This is a genomic window from Arthrobacter ginkgonis (assembly GCF_039540195.1).
GTDB classification, from domain to species: domain Bacteria; phylum Actinomycetota; class Actinomycetes; order Actinomycetales; family Micrococcaceae; genus Zafaria; species Zafaria ginkgonis.
Window position 1 is genome coordinate 1 of sequence record NZ_BAABEO010000009.1, and the last position, 20,318, is coordinate 20,318.

Here is a 20,318-nt window from a genome sequence, read left to right on the forward strand (position 1 = left end):
CGAGTAGTACAGGTCGGTGAACGTCCCGCCGACATCGACTCCAATGCGCTTCATGCTCGATCTCCTCCGCTGGTGTGGGCAACGTCACTCACAAAATCGTTGCTTTTCAAGCAACCATCCTGCACTTGTAGCAACGCATGCACAAGAGGTTTCGTGTTAATTGGTTGTTTTAATTCGGCGGAGATCTCGTCGACAGCCGTATATTTTTGGGCAAATCTGTCCGCAGGGGTGTCCGGGTGAGGTGCCGGGACGTAGCATGCCCGATATACAACGATGTTTCTATATGGGTAACGGCGTCTCTAGGCGCACAACTCGTCAATCAAAGTTCGGCGATGGCCCGGTGGGCCGCATCCTTCGGCAGGGATCTGGGGAATCCTGCGGGGATCCTGCCAATCACCATGACGGTCCACCGGTCCCGCCATCATCCCAAGGACACGACCATGACTCTTTCCGGCTCCATACCGGTTCGCCCGGCCATCCACTCCTTCACCCCGCGCGATGTCAAGATCGCCAGCTGGATCTGCTTCTTCGCATGGACCGTGGCGGTCTACGACTTCGTCCTGTTCGGCAACCTGCTCCCCATTATGGCGGAGGACCTGGGGCTGAGTGCGGCCGGGGCGACCGGGCTCAACACCTGGATCACGGCCGGAACGGCACTGGTCGCCTTCGGCATCGGCCCGGTGGTCGACCGGTACGGACGCCGCAGGGGCATCATCCTTGCGGTGGTGGGCGCCGCCGTCGCCTCGCTCCTGACGGCCACGGTCGGCTGGATGGTGGGGCTGCTGGGCGGACTCGGCCTGGTGGGCCTGGTGCTGATCCGGTCGCTGGCCGGCCTCGGCTACGCGGAGCAGGCGATCAACGCGGTCTATCTCAACGAGGTGTACTCGTCCTCGGGAGCAACCAGCGCGCAGCTGCGCCGGCGTGGCCTGGTCTACTCGCTGGTGCAGTCGGGCTGGCCCGTGGGGGCGGTGCTGGCCGCCGCGTCGACGGCGGTGCTGCAGCCGGTCGGCGGGTGGGAACTGTGCTTCGTCGCGGCGGCCGTGCCGGCCGCTTTCATCGGGTTCGCCGCGCGTTGGCTCAAGGAAAGCCCGCAGTTCAGCGCCCGCACCGAGGTGATCAAACTCAACGAGGCCGGACGCCACGACGAGGCCGCCCAATTGGCCGAGGAGTTCCACATCGACGACCAGGGCGGGGTCCGCACGCCGATCCGGGACACCTTCCGGGGCGAGTCCCTCCGCCCGGTGCTCGCCATCGGGCTCGCGTTCCTGATGAACTGGATCGGCGTGCTGGTGTTCGCCATCCTCGGCACCTCCCTGCTGACCGCCGAGTCCGGACGGGCAGTCCCGTTCACCAACGCGCTGCTGATCCTCATCGTCTCGAACGGCAGTTCGTTCCTGGGGTACCTGTTCCACGGCTGGTTGGGCGACCGGATCGGCCGCCGCAACACCATCGCCATCGGATGGACCCTGTCGGCCGCGTCCTTCACCGGCATGCTGATGCTGCCGGCAGGATCCTTCGCGGCGACGGTGGCGCTCTACAGCCTGGGGCTGTTCTTCCTCATCGGCCCCTTCTCCGCGCTGCTGTTCTTCAACGGCGAAAGCTTCCCGGCGGCGACCCGGGCCACCGCGGGAAGCATCATCAACGCCGCCGGCCAGGTCGGCGCGATCGTCGGCGGGGTCATCGTCACGGCCTGCCTCGGCTTCGGGATGAGCTGGAACACCACGGCACTGTTTGTCGGCTGCATCCCCATCCTCGCCTCCGGCCTGATGGTCCTCGCAGCTCCCCACCGGGATCCCGCAGCCGTGCGCCTGGACTGAAATCCCCCGCCCCGGGGTGCCGGGCGGCGCGCGCTGCGCTGCAGCCCGGCCCCCCCGGGTGCCGTTCCCGCTCCGATATCGTTGACCAGACAGGGCGGCCGTGCGGCCGTGGGGACCGCCGGCCTTCGGGCCTACACACCATCGAGGAGATTTCGTGCCGTTAGCACCGAAAGACGGGACCGAAGCGCCGAAAGGCCGGGCCGACGCGTCCCAGGGGGCGGCGGCGTCGTTGCTCAACGGACTGCGGGTCCTGGAGGCGTTTCGCACCGGGCGCCCGACGCTGGGCGTGACCGAGGTCGCCCAGATCGTCGACCTTCACAAGAGCACCGTGTCGCGGATCCTCTCCGGCCTGGCCGAGGCGGGGTACCTGGAGCGGGAGTCCGAAACCGGGAGGTACCGCCTGGGCCTCGGCGTGATCGGGCTGGCCGGGCCGCTGCTGGCGGAGCTCGACGTGCGGCGCCTGGCGCAGCCCGCCCTCGAGGCCCTGACCCTCCAAACACGGGAGACCAGTTCCCTTGCGGTGTGGAACGGGACGGGGGCGGTGGTCGCGGAGCAGGTCTCCAGTCCGCAGTTCGTCAAGCACACGGCCTACATCGGCACCCGCTACGACCGCTACGAGAGCTCGTCGGTCCGGCTCTTCCTTGCGTTCCTGCCGGAGGGATCCGTGTCCCAACTGCTGGAGACGGACCAGATCAGCCGGTCCGCCACCTCCGGCCTCGGCACGGACGTGGCCGGACATCTCGCGGAGGTCCGCGCGCGCGGCCTCGCCTTCAACGACGGATACACCGACCCCCAGGAGTTCGGGGTCGCGGCACCGGTGCGCGACTACCGCGGGGCCGTGGTCGGATGCATCACGCTGGCCGCCCCGCGCGGGCGCATCTCGCCGGACCAGCACGAGGATCTCGGTCATGCCGTGGGACTGGCCGCCGAGAAGGTCACCGACCGGCTGGGCGGCGCCCGAGCCTGAAACAGGAATGGCCGGCCGGTGCCGGGACCGGGCGGCGGCCGGCCATTTTGCTGCCCCGCGTCGTCGAGGCCCGGGTGTCTGCTGTTACGCGACGGGCCGCACGGACTCGGCCTGCACTGGATCGTCGTGGTAGCGGCGCAGAGGGCGTGCGGCGGTTGCGAAGGTTCCCTGGTCGGCGATCATGTACGCCGGGATGGTCAGGACGGCCAGGAGCCCGGCGGCGGCCTGCATGGTGCGGCGGCGCCCGATGCGGTCCGAGACGCGGCCCATGGGGGGCGAACGCGGTGGCGAGGCTCAGGGAGATCAGGCTGGAGAACAGTGCGAGGTCCTGGGACAGGCCGACCACCTTGGTCAGGAAGGTCGCCATGTAGGTCGAGCAGATGTAGAAGGACACGGCGGTCAGCATCATGAACCCGCCCAGCCGCAGCATGGCGGGCCACTGGGTGCGGACGACGGTGCCCAGGGATGGTGCAGGGCGGGAAGCGGAGTCGTCCAGCATGGCCTGGAATTCGGGGGATTCGTGGAGCTTGGCGCGGATGTGGAAGGCGATCAGACCCATCGGCACCGACAGCAGGAACAGCAGGCGCCAGCCCCACGCGCCCATCGCCTCGGCCGGCCGGACGAAGCTGAGCAGCGCGCCGAGTCCGGCCGCGAGCGCAAAGGAGAAGAACGTCGCCGCGGACATGGCGCACGAGTAGCGGGCCCTGTGCTGGTCGGGACTGTGCTCGACGACGTAGATGGTGGCGCCCGCGTACTCCCCGCCGGCGGAAAAGCCCTGCAGGCACCGGGCGGCCACCAGAAGGACCGTGGCCCACACGCCGATCGACTCGTGGCTCGGGATCAGTCCGATCGCCGCCGTGGACCCGGACATCAGCAGCACGGTCAGCACCAGGATCCTCTGGCGCCCCAGGCGATCGCCGGGGCGTCCGAAGAAGATGCCGCCCAGGGGCCGCAGCGCGAACGCCACCGCGAACACGGCGAAGGTCTCCAGCAGGCCCGTGACCGGGTCGTTGGATACGAAGAAGGTCGCGGCAATGTGGGTGGCCATGTAGCCGTAGACGGCGAAGTCGAACTATTCCCCCATGGTGCCGGCGAACGAGGCCCGGACTACCTTGCGCAGGCGTTCCGGGCTCACCTTCTCCAGCGAAGTGTCCGCGGGGATGCGTTCCATACTGTCTCCAATCAAGGGGATGACGCCGAGACCGCATGGTGCTCCACTGTCAGTTCGGAACGATGCCGCCGGGCTTCGCACATGTGATCCAGGCCGAAGTTGGTCAGGTGACAACGCATTCGCACCCATAGCAACCAGCCAATTGCCTTCTCCGTCCGGGATTGCCTTACCTGACTGCCCGGGGAAATCGGCACCCGCTACGCCACCGGCCTGAGTGCCTCGGTCCAGGTCTTCCTGGCCCACGAGGACCCCGACGACGTCCGTCGCCTCCTCCGGGGGGGGGGGGGGGGCGGGTCACGCTCGAGGCCAGCACCGGACCGCGGGAGTACCTGGCCCGCCTGGCGACCGTGCGCGAGCAGGGCTACGCCGTGAACCACTGCGAGACCTCCGAGGACGAGGTCGGCGTGGCCGCTCCCGTGCGGGACCACCGCGGGCGTGTGGTCGCCAGCGTCCTCGTCGCCGCCCCGTTCTACCGCGTCCCCCCGGAGTCCGTCGCGGCGCTGGCCGCCGAGTGCCGCGCCGCCGCCGAGGCGGACCGGGGTCTGGCGGGCGGCCTTCTGCACGGCCTCGCGCAGTTCGGCCTGGTTGCCGCGGTACTGCACGCGGGCGCGGGGAGCGCTGACGGTGATGCAGCCGACCACCGCGCCCCGGTAGTCGTGCACGGGCGCCGAGACGCCGTACTCCTCGAACGTCGTCTCGCCGTCGTTGACGGCAACCCCGGCCTCCCGGACCGCGTCCAGGTGCCGGAACGCGGGGTCCCCGGCCCCGGAGGCTCGTCACGCTGCACGTATCCGGCTTCGGACAGACCGGTGGGCATACGGGAGACCGTGCCCCGGTGCAGACTCATGATCGAGGCGATCTCGATGTTGCCGAGAAGCGGACGATCAGAGGTCGAGAATGCCTCGAGCATCGTGAATCCGTTGAGGAACGATGCCGCGGCGCCCTGATTCTCGGGGGCATTGCGCTCCCCTGCCATCGTCGGTCCTCTTCTGGCTGAACGGGTGTGCCGGGCGCCCTGTGCGGATGCCTGGTACGTCCAGGTCCTCACAGATGTGCGTCAGCCCGGCACCCACTGAGGGGTGCCGGGCTGACGCCGGGTCGGCCTGAGAATGCCGGCCCGCGGGACTCCGACAGTACGGTGCGACTTAGGCCGGATCCGCGGGGGCCTCCACCTCGCGCTGGGGATCCGAGAGGGTCTTCGGGACCGTGTCCTCGAACTGCGGGAGGCCGTTCAGGTACTCCACCACCGAATCCGTGGACTCCACGTCACCGAACTTGTTGTCGATGTCGTAGAGGTTCCACTGCACGACGCCCGGGACGCGGTCGCCGATGGTCTCCCTGGGGATGATCGGGCGGAAGCCCTTCGCGATCGCGTCCTCGACGGTGTGGCGCACGCACCCGGCCGCGGTCGCACCGGTCACGATCAGGGTGTCGATGCGGTTGGAGGTCAGGAAGAGCTCGAGGTTCGTCCCCGGGAACGCCGAGGCGCGGTTCTTCTCGATCACGACCTCGCCTTCTGCGGGCGCGATGCGGTCGTCGATCTGTGCCCAGTAGGAATCCGCCGGCAGGGTCTCCGTGGGGATCTTCGAGTACCACAGACCCATGTCGTTCGTGCCGGAGGAGGCGTCGCGGTTGCGGTACACGTTCGTGGTGTAGAAGACCGGGACGCCCTTGGCGCGCGCGGCCTCGTTGATCCGCTGGACGTTCGGGATGATCTCCTCCATGCCCGGGCAGCTGAACGGGTGGCCCGGACGGGTCCAGGCGTTCGCGAGGTCGATGTGGATGACGGCGGGGCGGTTGCCGTAGCCGATCCGACGCTTGAAGCCGCGCTCGTTGTAGATGCCCGTGCCGGCTTCGAACGCCTCCTCCAGCACTGCTGCAAGACGGGCTTCGATGTCGTTGGACGTAACTGTCATGGCTCTCTCCACTCTCACGGTGATGTGTTGCTAACAGAGCAACTTGGTTGCTGTGTTGACTACTGTAGCGCACGGACCGGCGCAGCACCAGAGATTCGCCGAATCCGTGTCCCCTCGGACCAACTGCTCGGTCGGGGCGAGCATCGGCGAGTGCGTCACTCCGGCAGCCCAGCGAGGGAGCCGGTTCGCGGCCGCAGCGGCACTGCTGGTCACGATCCGAGCGCGACCAGCAGTGACTGCCCGGGGGAGCGAGTGTCAGCCGGAGCGGACGGCCTTCGCGTCGAGGGCCAGAGCGCGCCCAAGCGCGAGTTGGTCGCGTATCTGCGAACCGGCAGGGCCCTGAGGGTTCCCCAGGCCCGATCGCGGAACGAGGCGCGGGGCCACATCACCGAGGATGTGGTGATCAGCGAACGTCTTGCCGATGCCGCCGACCGTGCCGTTCCGGGGCATGGGGAGGGGTACCAGAACACCACCATCCATTGCTGCGTTTCACCTCACTAGGCGCCGCAGACTGCCGGGTCGGCCTTAGTGTCTCGACAAACCGTCTTGCATCCTTCCGGTTGCAAGACGCGAATGTCTCGTGCTTGCGATTGCCGCCCGGGGTCGGATATCCATTACCGACGTACTCGAAGCGGGGGCGTCAACCGCCGGCACCGGTTGGGGTGGTCTTCTTGCTAGCTTGGGCGGGCGCGCCCTGTTCCGGCCGCGAGCGAGTTTCTGACCATGTCGGCAACGACCGCGGCGTCCTGCGGAAAGCCCCAGAAATTTCCGGAGGTGCGCCGGATGAGCCAGCGCAGGCCCAGGAACCAGACGTCCGGAGCCGGCGATACGGTTCCTTGCCGTTTCGGGGCACCCGTGGGGTCAAGCAATTCCTCGCCGAGCCAGCGGAAGTCCCCCGTGAGGCCCGTGCACCAGATGACGCTGCGGATTCCCGAGTCCTGCAGGGACAGCTCACCGGGAGCGTTCAGCCGAATGGGCCGGTACGCCTCGTCGGGTTCGGGATCGGGGGCATCGAGGCCCAGCGACCGGATGTGGTCGTCGATCATGACCCTGAAGGCTTCGGCGGCACGGTCTCCGTAGGCGACATTGGCCGCCACACTGTCGTCGAAGGTCAGCGTTTGGCCGTTGACGCCGACGATGCGGCCGGTGAGCGTTGCCCCGTGTTCGGCCACCGTCTGCAGGCTCATGCTGCGCCCGCCCGGTGCCAGGAGCGCCGGGACCAGACGGACGGAGGACGAGTCTAGAAGGTCCTCGGTCCGGTCGTCGAAGAAACCCATCTCGCACAACCACCGCACGGTGTGCCTGCGGCGGTAGCGGACCGACGCGCGCCCCACGGCGCTTGTCGAGAGCCACACGGGTCGTCCGGTCGCCGAGAGTTCATCGGCGATCTGGGTTCCCGACTGGGCGCTGCCTACCACCAGGATCCCCCCGTCGGGCAGGTCGTCTGGTTTGGTGTACTCGGCGGCGTGCCGCTGGACGATCGCACCCGGTAGCTGGGCCGCGAGGGCCGGTCGCCGGGGGACGTTCTCGCCGCCGCTGGCGACGATCACGCAGCGCGCCTCCAGACTTCCCCCCATTCGTGCCGAGGAGCCACCGATCGCGTTCACGCACCATGCCGTGCACCTCGACGCCGGTTCGGACAGGGCCCCTGGACCCGAGCGCATCGAGACGCTGGACGACCTCACGCCAGGTGAGGTACGAGTCGGGGTCCTGCTCACCCAGCATCGCGTTCATGAACCCCGGATTGTTGATGCGCATGGATTCCCACCGCTGGGTACGCCAAGTCTCCCCGATCCGGACGCGCTCCAGAACCACATGGTCGATGCCGTGGCCGGCCAGGGCCGTGCTCGCGGCCAGTCCCGCCGGTCCCGCCCCGACCACCACACAGTCGAACACCACCACCCCCTGCGCCTTGCCGGCCTCCCCGATTGGGGTCCAGTGTCCACCCTGTACGCATGATTGTCAGGGGTCGCCCTCCGCTTCCGGCCAGGTCGGCCCTCCTGTCTCGCCGGCCCGTCTTGCATCCCTTCGGGTGCAAGACTCACTTTTCGGCGATCGATCCCTCGTCGAAGCCGCCGCGCCACCTGCTCATCGGTGCGCCTTACGGGTCGGATGTCCTGTGCTTCGGCGGCGGCAGGTACGCTACTCGGCCGGGGGCTCGGCTGAAGCCGACTGTGACGCCGGGTGCTCGCGCACTTCGGAGTAAACCTCAGACGGCAGCCCGATCGTGTATCCGACATCGCGGACCCTGACTCCACCCACCTCAACCACGCGGGAGGTGCTGTTGCTGCCGTCGGTCAGTTGGACGGGGATGCCGCTTCCGAACTGCTCGCCCACCACCACCGCGACATTCTGCGGGGTGATGCCCCGTGCGGTCAGGATTTCCCGGGTATGGGCAACCATCGCATCGTCGAGCACCCCTCCCGGGAAAGGATGGGTGACCCGGCATGTCCCGGTGAGGTCGGCGGCGTACACGGCGGTGACCAGATCGCGGCCGGCCTGTTCCAGGGAATCGACCGGCTTGCGCCCGTCGCACGTATCGCCCTAGTAGTCCCGAAACGCGGAACATCCCGTCACGGCTCCTGCCGCGAACACCATGCCGGCGACGCCGAGTCCGGCCGCCCAGCGCTTGTTCACCAATCGCCTACTCCCCCTTGGACGTATGGTCATTCAACCATTCTCACCGCCCGATGCCATCAGGGGCGCGGGACCGTCCCTCTGTCTCGACAAACCGTCTTGCATCCCTCCGGCTGCGAGACATGACGCCATCGCAAGCGGGCGACGCATTGGCGGATCCCGCAATGCTGCGGAGGACCTCCTCCGGCGGACAGGGCCGAAAGGGTTGGGTCGAAGTCCGGGGAGCTTCGCACCATGGGTCGACGAGTGTGGATACGCACCGACGACTGACAATCGAGTTCCCAGGGGCTGCCCCTGAGCTGGCGGGTGGATGAACCTGACAGCGGGGTGGTCTCTGGCGGTGCCTTGCTGGCCGCATTTCGGGTCGTTTTCCGACATGTGCCATCGGTATGTGAACGGGAAAGGGAGCAGTCCGAGGACTGCTCCCTTTCCCTGCGCCTGAAGGACGTTCGCTTCCTCCGAGGCGCGTCCTTGGGGGCCGAAGCCGGCGTGCTAGCTGGCCAGGGTGTAGTAGGCCATCAGCGGGCCGTAGGGGCTGTCCGCCTCCCGGATCACGGTCCCGACCGACGGGTTCTGGGCCCCGATCATCTTGCCGTCGCCGATGTAGATGCCCACATGGCTTCCGCCGTTCTGGTAGACCAGATCGCCGACCTTCGGGGTGGAGGTGCGAACGAACTTCCCGCTGGTGCGGATCGCGGTCGTGTTGTGCGGGAGGCTGATGCCGGCCTTGCCGTAGACGTACTGGACGAATCCGGAGCAATCCCAGCCCGAGGGCGAGCTCCCGCCCCAGACGTAGGGTGAACCCTTGAAGCCCAACGCCATGCTGGCAATGCGGCTTCCGAAGGCGGTGCTGGCACTGATGGCGGGCGTGGCCGCCTTTTCCTTCGCTGCCGCGGGCTTCGCTGCCGCGGGCTTTGCCGCGGTGGCGGCCTGCGCGGTGCGGGTGGCGCTGGTCATTGCGGCGCCCCGCGCATCGTTCGCGGAGGCCGAGACGGTAGCGGCGACGGCCGCGACGACCGGCTTCGGCGCGGGGGCCGGAGTGGATTTCAGGGCCACGCGATCGATCTCGAACCTCTTGACGGCCGTGTCGGGGACGGCCACCGCCTGGACCGCGACACGCTCGGTGGCGAGGGTGTCGACCGGGGCGCCTGCCGCCTCGCCGACGGCCTGGGTGGACTGGGCGGGAACGCCCAGGGTGAGCACCAGGCCGGAAGCCGCGGCGACCACGGCGGCCTGACGGCCCACCGAGCCGGCGTTGGAGGCGACTGCCTTCGAGATGGTCTCGAGCGGGTTGGTGCGGACGGGCGTCGCACGGTGGCGACCGCGAGCTTGGCGCTTGGACACGATGTTTGAACCTCTCCCAATGCCTGCGGGGTGAGCTGTCGGATTCGGGTGGGAGCCACCCGGTGCCTCGTGCCGGAAGGCCGGCGTGAGGCACTTAACCCCAAGGATCCGTGCGGACCCGAAATGTGGTTCCCCCGCCACTGCCCAGCGGTTTATGCAAAGGGACCTCGGGCGGCGGCAGTGTTCGGCAGGCCGCGCGAGCAGGCCGAACCGTACGGAGGCTCGGCATGGCTTCGAACCTACAGGAAATCGCCTCTAAAGTCACAATTCGGTCACGAAGCGGCAACTTTTTGGTTACCTTCGCGCGTGGGAAGTGGTGCCCGCCGGGTTCCTTATCCCATCTCAGGCCGTCTTTGCGGCGCTCTGCCCCGCGGCTTGCAGGCCGTGAGGGTGGCGGGCACGAGCAGGAGCGTGAGGGCGCGGCGGAGTGAGGGGTCGGCGAGGCGTTGCGTGCGGCGGCCGGATCGACCGACGGTTCCCCGGACACGGCGGCCCGCGAAAGAGGCACCGCAGACCTACCTATCTTTTCCGTGCGCCCGGACACCGGGCATTGCTCCCGGCGGCCTGCGCCGCCGTTACGTTGAGCATGGCGAACCACGCAAGGAATGGCGAGCATCTCGACAATGTGTCTTGAAACCCACCCGTTGTGAGACGGCAGGGGAGCGGGGGAATCGAGTCCCGATGGCCTGTGTGGTCCCGGTCGGCATTTCTACGGCCCTGAGGGGCATCTCTCGGGCGCTGCGGAATCTTGGGGTGGATCGGCCAAGTCAATAGGTTCCGCCGGAATGGCAGAGGGCTCCCGCTGGGTGGCGGGCGACTTGAGACAGGTAGCCGTTCGCCCGGTGGGAACCGAAGCGCCCTGCCGGCGGCCCGTGACCAGCGGATGCGTTCCTAGCGCTTCCTGCCTCCGCGAAGGTGGCTGGCGGGCCGGGGGCCTGTCAGGGCCGCTCGGTGGTGGGGGAGGCTGCGTCGTTGCGGGCGGCCTGGAGGATCGCCTGAAGCAGTCCCGGGAACCGGGCTTTGAGGTCGGTTGCTCGCAGCGAGTTGAGGATCGCGGTGCCCCTGTAGTGCTGTTCGATCACGCCGGCCTCGCGCAGGATCCTGAAGTGGTGCGTGGAGGTGGACTTACTGACCGGCAGCTGAAAGGCGATGCACGCCTGGTCGTCGAGGCCATCGGCGAGCTGGCTGGCGATCCGTCGCCTCACCGGATCGGACAACGCGGACAGCACGGCATCCAGCTGCAACTCGCCCCGGTCGGGGTGGGCGAGGATGCGCACCGGCAATCCGCCTCCTGGTTGCTTGATTGACCCCGCATCCATTGTACGATAAATCTAGTAGTACGACGGATGTCGTACTAGCCTTGAGGGTGGATCCTCGCGGGCGTCGCTGCGACCCTTAGCGGTGGGCCCCTGTGCGGCTTGCCCGTTCTGGCCCACCGACTATGAAGGAGTTCCCCATGCCCGATTTCAGCCCGCTCTGGTCACCCCTTGCGATCGGCTCGACCCAACTGGAGAACCGGGTGGCACTGGCCCCCATGACAAGGATCAGCGCAACCGAGGACGGACACGCCACGGAAAGGATGGCCTCCTACTACGAGGGGTTCGCGCGCGGAGGCTTCGGGCTTCTGATCACCGAGGGGATCTATCCCGACACTGCGCACAGTCAGGGCTACCTGTACCAGCCCGGCATCGCCACCCGGGAGCAGGCTGAATCCTGGGCCAAGGTCGTTGACGGTGTCCACGCGGCAGGCGCACGGATCTTCGCCCAGCTCATGCACGCGGGAGCGCAGGCCCAGGGGAACCGCTTCATGGACTCCTCAGTGGGCCCCTCGGCGGTGGCACCCAAGGGCGAACAGCTGGCCTTCTACCGTGGAGAAGGGCCCTACCCCGTTCCCGCGGAGATCACCCCGGCCCAGATGGGCCAGGTCCGGGAAGGCTTCGTGGCCGCCGCCCTGCACGCCAAGGCGGCCGGTTTCGACGGCGTCGAAATCCATGGCGCCAACGGGTACCTGCTGGATCAGTTCCTGACCGACTACATGAACCAGCGGACCGACGAGTACGGAGGGTCACCCGAAAACAGGGTGCGCTTCCCCGCGGAGATCTGCCGCGCGGTGCGCGAGGCCGTCGGCCCGGACATGACCGTGGGAATCCGCATCTCGCAGTCCAAGGTCAGCGACAACGACCACCGGTGGCGCGGAGGTGCCGAGGAAGCGAAGGTCATCTTCTCCACCCTGGGCGCCACCGGAGTCGACTTCATCCACACCACCGAATACAGGGCAACCGCGCCGGCATTCGAGGACGGCCCGGAGTCCCTCGCCGCGCTGGCCAAGCGGCATTCGGGAGTAGTTGTGATCGCCAACGGCAACCTGGATGCCCCGGAAACCGCGGCCTCGATGTTGCACGATGGCGCCGCGGACGTCATCGCACTGGGCAAGGCGGCCTTGGCCAACCGGAACTGGCCGCACCTGGTCCGAAACAACCTGGACTTCGGCGAGCTGGACCCCACCCTGTTCACCCCCCTGGCGGATGTGAAGGACTGGGAGCTGGACGGGCCCGCGTAAGTCCGCGCCACCACGGCCGGGCCGGGCGGACAACGCCCGGCCCGGCCCGCGTTGCCCGCGCGGCCCAAACGTCTCACCCCTGAACCGATCCACCGTGCAGGAACGGGGCCCAGGCCGACGGACTGATCGGGCACTGGTGCGAGAGGTGCTCCCAACTGCCCGCCGCTCACGCCCCTGCGCCGGCCGCCTTTCCCGGAAGCAGCCAAATACCTCTGCGATCCACGAGAGTGCAGAGTGTCTCGACAAAGCGTCTTGATACCCACCGGTTGCAAGGCAGTGCCAGCAATCGCTTGGGGCCGGTTGCCGATCCCGGGAAGCTCCTATGCCGGGACCGGGAAATAACGATGTATCGGCTCCCCGCCGGGCGGGGAGAGTGCCATAGGGATCCAGCCCGACGTCATCGCCCACTATCGACGTTTAGGTGTGGGCGCATACCGGAGGCAGGGCTGAGCTGCAGTCGCGGAGGATATGGGAAGGGACGATGTCGAGCGGACGGACGGCTGCGCGTTTTTCCTGGGTCGTGGTGGTATTCAACCCCGATCCGGGCAAGCTGCCGGTGCACGTCGCGCGGTGGCTCCGGGAAGGGTTGGCCGTCAGGTTGCCGGGCATCCAGGTCGACCTCCGGCCCACCGACCGGGCGGGTCACGGACGCGAGGTCGCGAGGACAGCGGCCTGCGCCTCCCTGGGGAATCCCGGGGCCGCCCCTGTGCTGGTGGTCGCGGTGAGCGGCGACGGCGGGTACAACGATGTGGTCAACGGGGTCATGGACGTTCCCGGCAGCAACGTGGTGTGCATGGTGCTGGCGGGCAATGCGAACGACCACCACCGCAGTGTGGGCTCGCTGCCGGCTCTCGAGGCCATCGTGGACGGACCGGTGCGGTTGATGGATCTGCTGCGCTTGACCGTCACCGGGGACCGGATGGCCCCGGTGGTCAGGTTCGCCCATTCCTACATCGGTTTCGGACTGACCGCCGCGATGGCCAGGGTGATCGAGCACGCGGGCAAGGGCAGGATCCGGGAACTCACCGGGGTGGCACGGACGCTGCCGCGGCTGCGGCCCTTCGAGATCGAGCGGGCCGACGACGCCCGCGCCCGGTTCGCCAGCCTGGTGTTGGCCAACGTTTCCCGGATGGCGAAGTACGGGACCGTGAGCGACTCCCGGGATCCGAGCGACGGCCGGTTCGAGGTCATCGGGGTCCCGACCGCGGGCCGCTGGGGGCCCTGGCCCTGATGACGTTGCGTGCCGTCACCGTGGGCCTGGGCCCCCAGCGCAGCGTGGAACGCTATGCGTTCACCACGCTGAACGCCCTGCCGCTACAGATCGACGGCGAACTGCTCGAAGTCCCCGCCGGCGCGGGTGTGCTCGTCGAAAGCGCGCACCGGGCCAGCGAGGCAACCGGCTGGCTGCTCGTCGCCGCCGGTCTCGCGGCCCTGGTGCTGCCCGGGCCCGGACTGTTGTTCCTGGTCGCCGGGCTCGCTGTCCTGTCCCTGCGCTACCCGTCGGCCAAGCGCATCTTGGTACCGGTCAAGGCCAAATCCGGCCCCTTGTTCGGCTCCGCGCGAGGTTCAAGGAACGCCGAGCCGGAAGCCCTTCCACTGATGCCCGCACCTCCGGCCACTTCGTGGCAGTGAGGCCAAGGCAGTGGTGGTCATCCGTGAGTCTGTTCGTCCCGCGGGGCGGGACGCCACGAGACGGTGATCTCCACCCCGGCGTCCTTCGGACGGATGTCCAGAACCAGCTTTTGGCCCAAGAGCCGCGCGTGGTCGGGTGTCTCGTCGCCGGCGACGGGACCAGAGAGCTCGGACATGGCGTCCGCGAGGGCGCGACCCCAGTCCTTGGGATTCGTGCTGGAGGCGAATACCGTTACGGTGTGTTTGTCGCTCATACACCGAGTCTGCACCGCCAGCATTGGAAAAGCTCGGCAGCACCGGGATGGAACCCGCGACGCCCGGGCCTACGGGCGTGGCCCGCTTGGGGAAACCCACGGTCGGCTACACCCTGCACATGAGCGAGGACCCCGAGTCGTTCACCGATCCGACGAGGAAAACCCTCTATAGCGGCAGCCGCCGACCAGCTAGAGAGGTTTCTCTGCGGGGGTAGCGGTGTGAAGTCGAGGCCGGTTTTGGCGATGAAGCCGGTCAGGAGGTCGGCCCGGTGCTGGATGCGCCGGAGTCGGGTCCACACCAGCGCGGTGAGGTGGTCGATGCCGCATTTGGCGAGGTTGGCCAGGGGCCTTTTCAGGTGCGATCAGACGGCCTCGACGGGGTTGAATTCGGGTGCATAGGGCGGCAGTTGGGCGATGGTCAGCTAGGGCCTCGGCGAAACCCTTGCGCCGTCCCTTGGCCGGTCCGCGGTGCACGTGGGTGCGTCAGAACAGCCGCGGCTGCGCTCCGGGCCGGGTGCAGGCCAGCCTGGCGATGGAGACGCGTTTGGTGCCCGCGGCGGTTACCGGCACCACGGGCGTGGCCCCGCGGCGGCCCCAGGTGTGTCCCTTCGGCGACTGAAGGCCCTGTCCTGCCTCGTCCTCGAAGCTGAGCCAGGAACCCAGGTCCGCCGCCGGCCTGTTAGGACGGGCCACTGCCCGTCCCTCCACGCGGCGATCTTCGCCTCGTCGCGCTCGGCGGCCCCCGGGCGGGGACCTGCACGCGCCAGCCCATCCGGTGCAACAGCAGGCAGGCTCCGGCCAGGGTGTAGTCCTCCCCGAACCTCCGGTGGATCACCTCGGCGATGCGGGCCAGCGTCCAGCACTGGTCCGCCTCCCATCCGGACGCGGCAGGGCCGGCGTCGAGCACCTTCTCCAGTTCCTTCAGCTGGGCCGGATCCAGCCGGCACCGTGCACCGCCGGCGCCCTTGGAGGCCAGCGCCGCCCTGGTCGCCAGCGGCCAAGGCACGCGGCCACCGGTCCACCGACATCCGGGTGACCCGGAACAGCCGGGCGATCTCCTGGTCGCCGGCGCCGGCCTCGATCAAATCGGCCGCAGCCAAGCGAACCTGCTCGCGCCGGGCCCTTTCCGCGGCGTCCAGTCCGCCGCCATCGGGATACCTCATGCATCCGGCATACCGCCCCGCGGCCCGTCCGTCACTGGCGACGAACCCCAACGCTTGGAGGTCTCTAGCTGGTCGAGCGCCATACGATCTGATCCGACGCTCCGCCTGGTTATCCACTCGGAATCGGGCGGTCCTCGATTTGGATCGTCCCCGAGGGGCACAGATACTCTGCCTCCCGGACGGCCTCCCATTCGGTCTCAGGCGGGTTCGGATCCAGGAGTTCGACGTATCCGCCGTTTTCCTCTCGGTTCCGAAAAACTTTGGCGGCAACGTAGCCACAGTTTCCGGATGCGACACACATGGCACCGTGGACGGTTACTTTCATCGGGCAGGCTCCTTCCTCGGTGTCCACGTATTCATGTCCCGGTGCCGCAATCGGCTGCGGCATCACCCCCGGTACCGCCGCACAAGGGGGCACACGTACGGATCCCGGTTCTTCAACCCGACCTGGTTCAGGTACGTCACCACCGTCGTGGCTGCGTCGGACAGCGTCCTTTCCGTGTACGGGATGTCGTACTGGGAGCAGTACTCACGGACCAACTTCTGCAGCGCCGGAAGGCTGGGCCGAGCAGCCACGGGGAAGAGATGGTGCTCGATCTGGTACTGCAGCCCGCCCAGCAGGAACCGCACCAGCGGGCCACCCCGGATATTGCGGGACATGTGCACCTGGCGGCGCAGAAAATCAATGCGGACACCGGCGGGGACGGTGGGCATCCCGATGTGATTGACCGCAAACGCCCCACCCAGCAGCAACCCAAAGGCGCCTACCTGGACGCCGACGAACGTGAAGGCCATTCCCACCGGCAACACGACGAACAGCAACGTCAGGAATGCGGCATGCCGGGCGACGATCAGCGCGATCTCGATGAATCGGTGCGGCACGCCCGGTTTGGCAAAGAGCGTTCTCAACGAGATGTAGTGGAGATACAGCCCCTCGAGCAACAGCAGAGGAACGAAAAACGTTCCTTGATGCTTGGCCAGTGCGGAGCCGAGACCCGTACGCCGATCGCTGGCGTCGGGGGTGAACGCCAGCACGGTCGAGTCCAGATCAGGGTCTTTGCCCTCCTGATTCGGGCGCGCATGGTGGCTGTTGTGCTTGGCTATCCACCAGCCGTAGCTCAGGCCCACAAACAGCCCGGCCAGCATTCGAGCCGCCCACTCATTCCACGCCCGGGAGGCAAAGATCTCCTGGTGCGCGGCCTCGTGCGACAGGAAGCCCAACTGAGCCATCACCACCCCGATCAGCGCGGCGATGATCAACTGGTACCAGGTTTCGCCCAGGAGAATGACGGCGGCCAACAGCCCCGCCAAGGCCAGCACCAAGCCGATGATCATGCTCCAATAGAACCCGTAGCGGCGACGCATCAACCCTGCGTCGTGCACAGCCTTGCTTAATTGTCGGTACGTCTCCACATAGCGGTCAGCGGCCACGGCGTGTCCTCCTGCACGGCCTCCACCCCCGCGCCCTGCTGCCAACCACAGTGCACGTGGACGAAACTCGGCTCATTCCCCAACTCTAAATAGGGCGCGTCCCTCGTTCAATACGATGCCTCGCGCCCCCCTACTCGGCCGGCCCGGCGCACCGACGGGTGCATCTCGGAAGCATCTTTTCCACGATCTTGTGCCTGTTGTGCCCCGCCCGACCCCGCTGCGTTGCCGGTACCTGTCCGGACCGAATGCCGGGGGCCGGCCGCCTGCACATCCCTTCGCGGCCGATGTTCCGGAGGGGGGTGGGGGCGTATTCTCGCAGTATGAGGCGTCCGGAGAAATGTCCGCGCTGCGGTAGTGGAAGCATCGCCGAGGCGGAGGAGCAGCGGTGGGACGAAGACGTCGCTGACCAACTGATGGACGACGACCTCGAGTCCGCCGAAGCGCCGGCTTGGGAGGAACACCGGCAGGACATGCCCTTCGTCATGCGCCGCGTGCGGTGGACCTGCCAGAACTGCGGCTGGACGGAGACGGGATTCAGCGTCGCCAAGCCCGAACTCGGCCCGGACAAGGAGCGGTAGCACCAGCCGGGCCCGGGGCGACCCGGAAGCTCCCACGTCGCGCACAGAAACTTCCCAGAGCGGCTCACGAGTGTCGAAAGCACCTCACAAGGTGCGAGTGATGAAAAAGGCCCCCAACTCCCCCGGCCCGGGTGTACCTGAGCTGAACAAACAATCGCACTTCCGGGAGCGGTGTTCTGTCTCGCCGGAGTATCTTGCATCCCTCCGGTTGCAAGACACGCTTTCGGTCGATGCGGACGTCCATTGAAGCCGCTGTGAGTATCCTCCTGGGTGACCAGCGACACCGAGCGGTGTCTCAAGAAACTGTCCCTTAGGAAGACCGTGCGACGCCTCTTTCGCGGGCGCGTACCGATGTCTCTTATGGTGCCCAGCCGCGTTGCGTTCGCGAGTCATGGGTGCCGTGCGATTCGCTCTGCGTTCAGGGCCGGTACCTGAACTTGAACACACCCCCGGAGTCCGTCGCCAGGACGAGGTCTCCTTGACCTCTTCGCTTTCCCCTCGGCGTACCTACGTGAGCCTGTCTTGGATGATTTTCACCAGTGCCGAGGCGGCGGTGCCGAGTGTGCGATCGCTGGGAGTTGCCAGCGACATGGGCCAGACGAGGTCCGCGCCGGTGACCGGCAGCACGGCCACGTCGTGGATGTCGTGGAGCGCGAAGCGGGGCAGGAGAGCGATGCCGAGGCCGTTGCGGACATAGGAAGGGGCGGTGGCGATGTCGGTGACCTCGATGGTGACGCGGCGGGTGGTGCCGGTGGAGGCGAAGGCCCGGTCGGCGACGGCGCGGTTGCCGTAGCCGATGGGTGAGTCGATGAAGTCGTAGCCTGCGAGGTCGGCGACCGCCACTGTGGTGGCCCCCGCGAGCGGGTGGTCAGTTGGCAGGACGAGGTCCATGGGCTCGCGGGCGAGGTCGGTCAGCGTGACGTGGGGCGGGTTCTCGCCGGGGATGGACACGAAGGCCAGGTCGAGCCGGCGCTCGGCGACGGCTTGGACCAATCCCAGGGAGCCGGAAGGCACGGCGCTGAGTTGCAGCAGGACGCCGGGGTGTTGGCGGTGGTAGTCGCCGAGCAGTCCGGGCACGTCGATGATGCCGACCGACGTCATGGTGCCGACCCGCACGGTGCCCCGCAACCCGCCGTGCACCTGGGCGAGGGCGTCGCGGGCGTCCCGGGCGGCATCGAGCGTGGCGTAGGCGTGGGGCAGGAACGCGGCGCCGGCCTCACTGAGATCGACGCGCCGGGAGGTCCGCTCGAGCAGGGTCGCCTCCAGTTCCCGTTCCAGCGCCTTCACGCCTGCCGACACGGCCGACTGCACCACGTGCAGGCGTGCGGCGGCGGCGGTGAAACTCAACTCCTCGGCGACGGCAACGAAGTACTCCAGATGACGCAGTTCCATTCCATCAATCTATCGCATTCAGAGATAGGTGCGCGCATCAATGACCGTTGGACTTGATGGATGGATTTCCCGAAACTGGAAACACACCCAATTCGTCCACACCCCCCTAGGAGCAACCCATGTCCACCCGGACATACACCCCTGTCGACGCCGGCGGTGCGGCCAACGCCCCGTGGCGCCCCACCCCGAGCCCGGCCCGCCACCACGCAGGGTTCTGGTTCATCGCCTTTGCGTTCCTCACCTCCATGGCGTTCTGCGCCGTCCCGGCTCCGCTGTACTCCCTGTACCAGGCTCGTGACGGGTTCTCCACCTTCATGATCACCGTCATCTTCGCCGTCTACGCCTTGGGCGTGATGATCAGCCTCATCCTCGCCGGGCACATCTCGGACTGGGCGGGGCGCAAAAAGATCCTGGTTCTGTCCCTCGGCCTTGAAGTGGCCGCGGCCGTCATGTTCCTCGCCGAGCCGATCCTGCCGGTCCTGCTGCTGGCCCGCTTCATCAGCGGCCTGGGCATGGGCATGCTCACCGCCACCGCGACGGCGCACCTGCACGACCTGCACCGCCGCCACCGCCCGGGCGCCTCCAACCAGCGCTTCGAGATCGTCTCCACCGTGACCAACATCGGCGGCCTCGGGGTCGGCCCGCTGGTGGCCGGCGTCCTGGCCCAGTACGTGGACGCGCCGCTGCGCACGCCCTACATCGTCTTCACGGTCCTGCTGATCCTGAGCATCGTCGCCGTCGCACTGGCTCCGGAGACGGTGGAAAAGCAGGTGGCGCGCCCGGCCTACCGGCCCCAGCTCCCCAGCGCCAACCACGGCGACCCCAACCGCTACATCGCCGCCCTCGCCGCCGGGTTCGCTTCCTTCGCCGTCTTCGGGGTCTTCACCTCCGTCGCCCCCGCCTTCGTCGGCGGCGTACTGAACCAACCCTCACGAGCCATTGCCGGGCTCGTGGTGTTCGCCGTCTTCGGCTCCGCCGCCGTCGCCCAGATCCTCACCAGCCGCATCCCTGCGACCGCGAAGCTGGCCCTGGGCCTGAGCGCACAGGCCATCGGACTGCTCGCCCTCACCGTCGGCATGCACCTGGCCAACCTGCCGGTCTTCCTCATCGCCGGCAGCGTCACTGGCATCGGCGCGGGAGTCCTGTTCAAGTCCGCCGTCGGTGCCGTCGCCTCGCAGGCAGCCCCCGCCAAGCGCGGAGAAGCCCTCGCGGGACTCTTCCTCATCTCCTACCTTGGCCTCAGCCTCCCGGCGCTCGGCCTCGGCGTGGTCACCCAGTACGTCTCCAGCGTCACCGCCATGACGTGGCTGGTCGGCTTCCTCCTCGCCCTCCTGGCCGGAGTCGCCGGCCTGAGCCGAACCCGCACCACCACCTGACCCCAAAGCGCGCCGCCACCGGTCCGCGCCGTTGCGGCAGGCGGCGCGGTTAACCCTCCGGCGGAGGCCCAAATAGGGGG

The 20,318-nt window shown here is 67.9% G+C and carries 17 protein-coding genes, 7 pseudogenes and 1 riboswitch; of the genes and pseudogenes, 9 read left to right on the plus strand and 15 right to left on the minus strand.

The annotated features are described in order from the left end of the window. Positions 1-440: 440 nt before the first annotated feature. Together ABD912_RS06580 and ABD912_RS06585 are read left to right on the plus strand one after the other, a co-directional pair. Positions 441-1,817: an MFS transporter gene (locus ABD912_RS06580; protein ID WP_345149443.1), complete on the plus strand. Its 1,377-nt coding sequence runs from the start codon at positions 441-443 to the stop codon at positions 1,815-1,817. Positions 1,818-1,971: 154 nt separating this feature from the next. After that, the gene (locus ABD912_RS06585) at positions 1,972-2,784 is read left to right on the plus strand and encodes an IclR family transcriptional regulator (protein ID WP_345149445.1); all 813 of its coding nucleotides are present in this window, start codon (positions 1,972-1,974) and stop codon (positions 2,782-2,784) included. Here ABD912_RS06585 and ABD912_RS06590 read toward each other — a convergent pair. Beyond that, positions 2,753-3,844: pseudogene (locus ABD912_RS06590) on the minus strand (MFS transporter); the annotation flags it as partial. The gene ABD912_RS06585 and the pseudogene ABD912_RS06590 sit on opposite strands and share 32 nt — an antisense overlap. 479 nt (positions 3,845-4,323) lie before the next feature. On the opposite strand from ABD912_RS06590, the pseudogene ABD912_RS23540 reads away from it, so the two are divergent. Then, a pseudogene (locus tag ABD912_RS23540) lies at positions 4,324-4,425 on the plus strand (IclR family transcriptional regulator); the annotation flags it as partial. A 132-nt stretch (positions 4,426-4,557) separates the two neighbouring features. Here ABD912_RS23540 and ABD912_RS23545 read toward each other — a convergent pair. From ABD912_RS23545 to ABD912_RS06600, 3 genes and pseudogenes are all read right to left on the minus strand, one after another. Beyond that, positions 4,558-4,695: pseudogene (locus ABD912_RS23545) on the minus strand (IclR family transcriptional regulator domain-containing protein); the annotation flags it as partial. Positions 4,696-4,787: 92 nt separating this feature from the next. Further along, positions 4,788-4,931 (minus strand): annotated as a pseudogene (locus ABD912_RS23550) (IclR family transcriptional regulator); the annotation flags it as partial. A gap of 169 nt (positions 4,932-5,100) precedes the next feature. After that, a complete protein-coding gene (locus ABD912_RS06600) occupies positions 5,101-5,871 on the minus strand; it encodes an N-carbamoylsarcosine amidohydrolase (RefSeq protein ID WP_345149448.1) in 771 nt (256 codons plus the stop codon). Between the two features lie 273 nt (positions 5,872-6,144). On the opposite strand from ABD912_RS06600, the pseudogene ABD912_RS06605 reads away from it, so the two are divergent. Beyond that, positions 6,145-6,330: pseudogene (locus ABD912_RS06605) on the plus strand (IS30 family transposase); the annotation flags it as partial. Between the two features lie 215 nt (positions 6,331-6,545). Here the strand turns inward: ABD912_RS06605 and ABD912_RS06610 are convergent. The 5 genes and pseudogenes from ABD912_RS06610 to ABD912_RS06625 form a co-directional block, all read right to left on the minus strand. Further along, complete coding sequence (locus ABD912_RS06610; RefSeq protein WP_345149450.1) at positions 6,546-7,421, minus strand: NAD(P)/FAD-dependent oxidoreductase; 876 nt, start codon at positions 7,419-7,421, stop codon at positions 6,546-6,548. 52 nt (positions 7,422-7,473) lie between these two features. Then, positions 7,474-7,773 (minus strand): annotated as a pseudogene (locus ABD912_RS23555) (NAD(P)-binding domain-containing protein); the annotation flags it as partial. Between the two features lie 240 nt (positions 7,774-8,013). Then, complete coding sequence (locus tag ABD912_RS06615) at positions 8,014-8,346, minus strand: hypothetical protein (protein ID WP_345149452.1); 333 nt, start codon at positions 8,344-8,346, stop codon at positions 8,014-8,016. Positions 8,347-9,000: 654 nt separating this feature from the next. Then, on the minus strand, positions 9,001-9,852 hold the full coding sequence (locus ABD912_RS06620) for a C40 family peptidase (protein ID WP_345149453.1): 852 nt from the start codon (positions 9,850-9,852) through the stop codon (positions 9,001-9,003). A 6-nt stretch (positions 9,853-9,858) separates the two neighbouring features. Beyond that, positions 9,859-10,012: riboswitch (cyclic di-AMP (ydaO/yuaA leader) on the minus strand. A 778-nt stretch (positions 10,013-10,790) separates the two neighbouring features. Further along, positions 10,791-11,129, minus strand: coding sequence for an ArsR/SmtB family transcription factor (locus tag ABD912_RS06625; protein WP_345149454.1), 339 nt, complete (start codon positions 11,127-11,129; stop codon positions 10,791-10,793). Positions 11,130-11,308: 179 nt separating this feature from the next. Between ABD912_RS06625 and ABD912_RS06630 the strand changes: the two genes are divergently transcribed. The 3 genes from ABD912_RS06630 (at position 11,309) to ABD912_RS06640 (ending at position 14,044) form a co-directional block, all read left to right on the plus strand. Then, positions 11,309-12,412, plus strand: coding sequence for an NADH:flavin oxidoreductase (locus tag ABD912_RS06630; protein ID WP_345149455.1), 1,104 nt, complete (start codon positions 11,309-11,311; stop codon positions 12,410-12,412). 481 nt (positions 12,413-12,893) lie between these two features. After that, on the plus strand, positions 12,894-13,643 hold the full coding sequence (locus tag ABD912_RS06635) for a diacylglycerol/lipid kinase family protein (protein ID WP_345149457.1): 750 nt from the start codon (positions 12,894-12,896) through the stop codon (positions 13,641-13,643). After that, positions 13,643-14,044: a PGPGW domain-containing protein gene (locus ABD912_RS06640; RefSeq protein WP_345149458.1), complete on the plus strand. Its 402-nt coding sequence runs from the start codon at positions 13,643-13,645 to the stop codon at positions 14,042-14,044. The genes ABD912_RS06635 and ABD912_RS06640 overlap by 1 nt, the downstream gene beginning before the upstream one ends. A gap of 17 nt (positions 14,045-14,061) precedes the next feature. On the opposite strand, the gene ABD912_RS06645 is transcribed toward ABD912_RS06640, so the two are convergent. The 5 genes and pseudogenes from ABD912_RS06645 to ABD912_RS06660 form a co-directional block, all read right to left on the minus strand. Beyond that, positions 14,062-14,298: a hypothetical protein gene (locus ABD912_RS06645; protein ID WP_345149459.1), complete on the minus strand. Its 237-nt coding sequence runs from the start codon at positions 14,296-14,298 to the stop codon at positions 14,062-14,064. Between the two features lie 483 nt (positions 14,299-14,781). After that, entirely contained in the window at positions 14,782-14,991 is a 210-nt protein-coding gene (locus ABD912_RS06650) for a hypothetical protein (RefSeq protein ID WP_345149461.1), read from the minus strand. Then, the gene (locus ABD912_RS06655) at positions 14,978-15,304 is read right to left on the minus strand and encodes a helix-turn-helix domain-containing protein (protein WP_345149463.1); all 327 of its coding nucleotides are present in this window, start codon (positions 15,302-15,304) and stop codon (positions 14,978-14,980) included. The genes ABD912_RS06650 and ABD912_RS06655 overlap by 14 nt, the downstream gene beginning before the upstream one ends. A 16-nt stretch (positions 15,305-15,320) precedes the next feature. Then, positions 15,321-15,461, minus strand: a pseudogene (locus ABD912_RS23560) (hypothetical protein); the annotation flags it as partial. A 387-nt stretch (positions 15,462-15,848) separates the two neighbouring features. Next, the gene (locus tag ABD912_RS06660; RefSeq protein ID WP_345149465.1) at positions 15,849-16,892 is read right to left on the minus strand and encodes a fatty acid desaturase family protein; all 1,044 of its coding nucleotides are present in this window, start codon (positions 16,890-16,892) and stop codon (positions 15,849-15,851) included. A gap of 320 nt (positions 16,893-17,212) precedes the next feature. On the opposite strand from ABD912_RS06660, the gene ABD912_RS06665 reads away from it, so the two are divergent. Continuing rightward, complete coding sequence (locus tag ABD912_RS06665) at positions 17,213-17,470, plus strand: hypothetical protein (RefSeq protein WP_345149466.1); 258 nt, start codon at positions 17,213-17,215, stop codon at positions 17,468-17,470. 507 nt (positions 17,471-17,977) lie between these two features. On the opposite strand, the gene ABD912_RS06670 is transcribed toward ABD912_RS06665, so the two are convergent. Continuing rightward, positions 17,978-18,862, minus strand: coding sequence for a LysR family transcriptional regulator (locus tag ABD912_RS06670; RefSeq protein ID WP_345149468.1), 885 nt, complete (start codon positions 18,860-18,862; stop codon positions 17,978-17,980). 119 nt (positions 18,863-18,981) lie between these two features. Here ABD912_RS06670 and ABD912_RS06675 point away from each other — a divergent pair, with 119 nt between their 5' ends. Continuing rightward, positions 18,982-20,238 carry an MFS transporter gene (locus ABD912_RS06675; RefSeq protein WP_345149469.1) on the plus strand — a complete coding sequence of 419 codons (1,257 nt, stop codon included), beginning with the start codon at positions 18,982-18,984 and terminating at the stop codon, positions 20,236-20,238. Positions 20,239-20,318 lie beyond the last annotated feature (80 nt).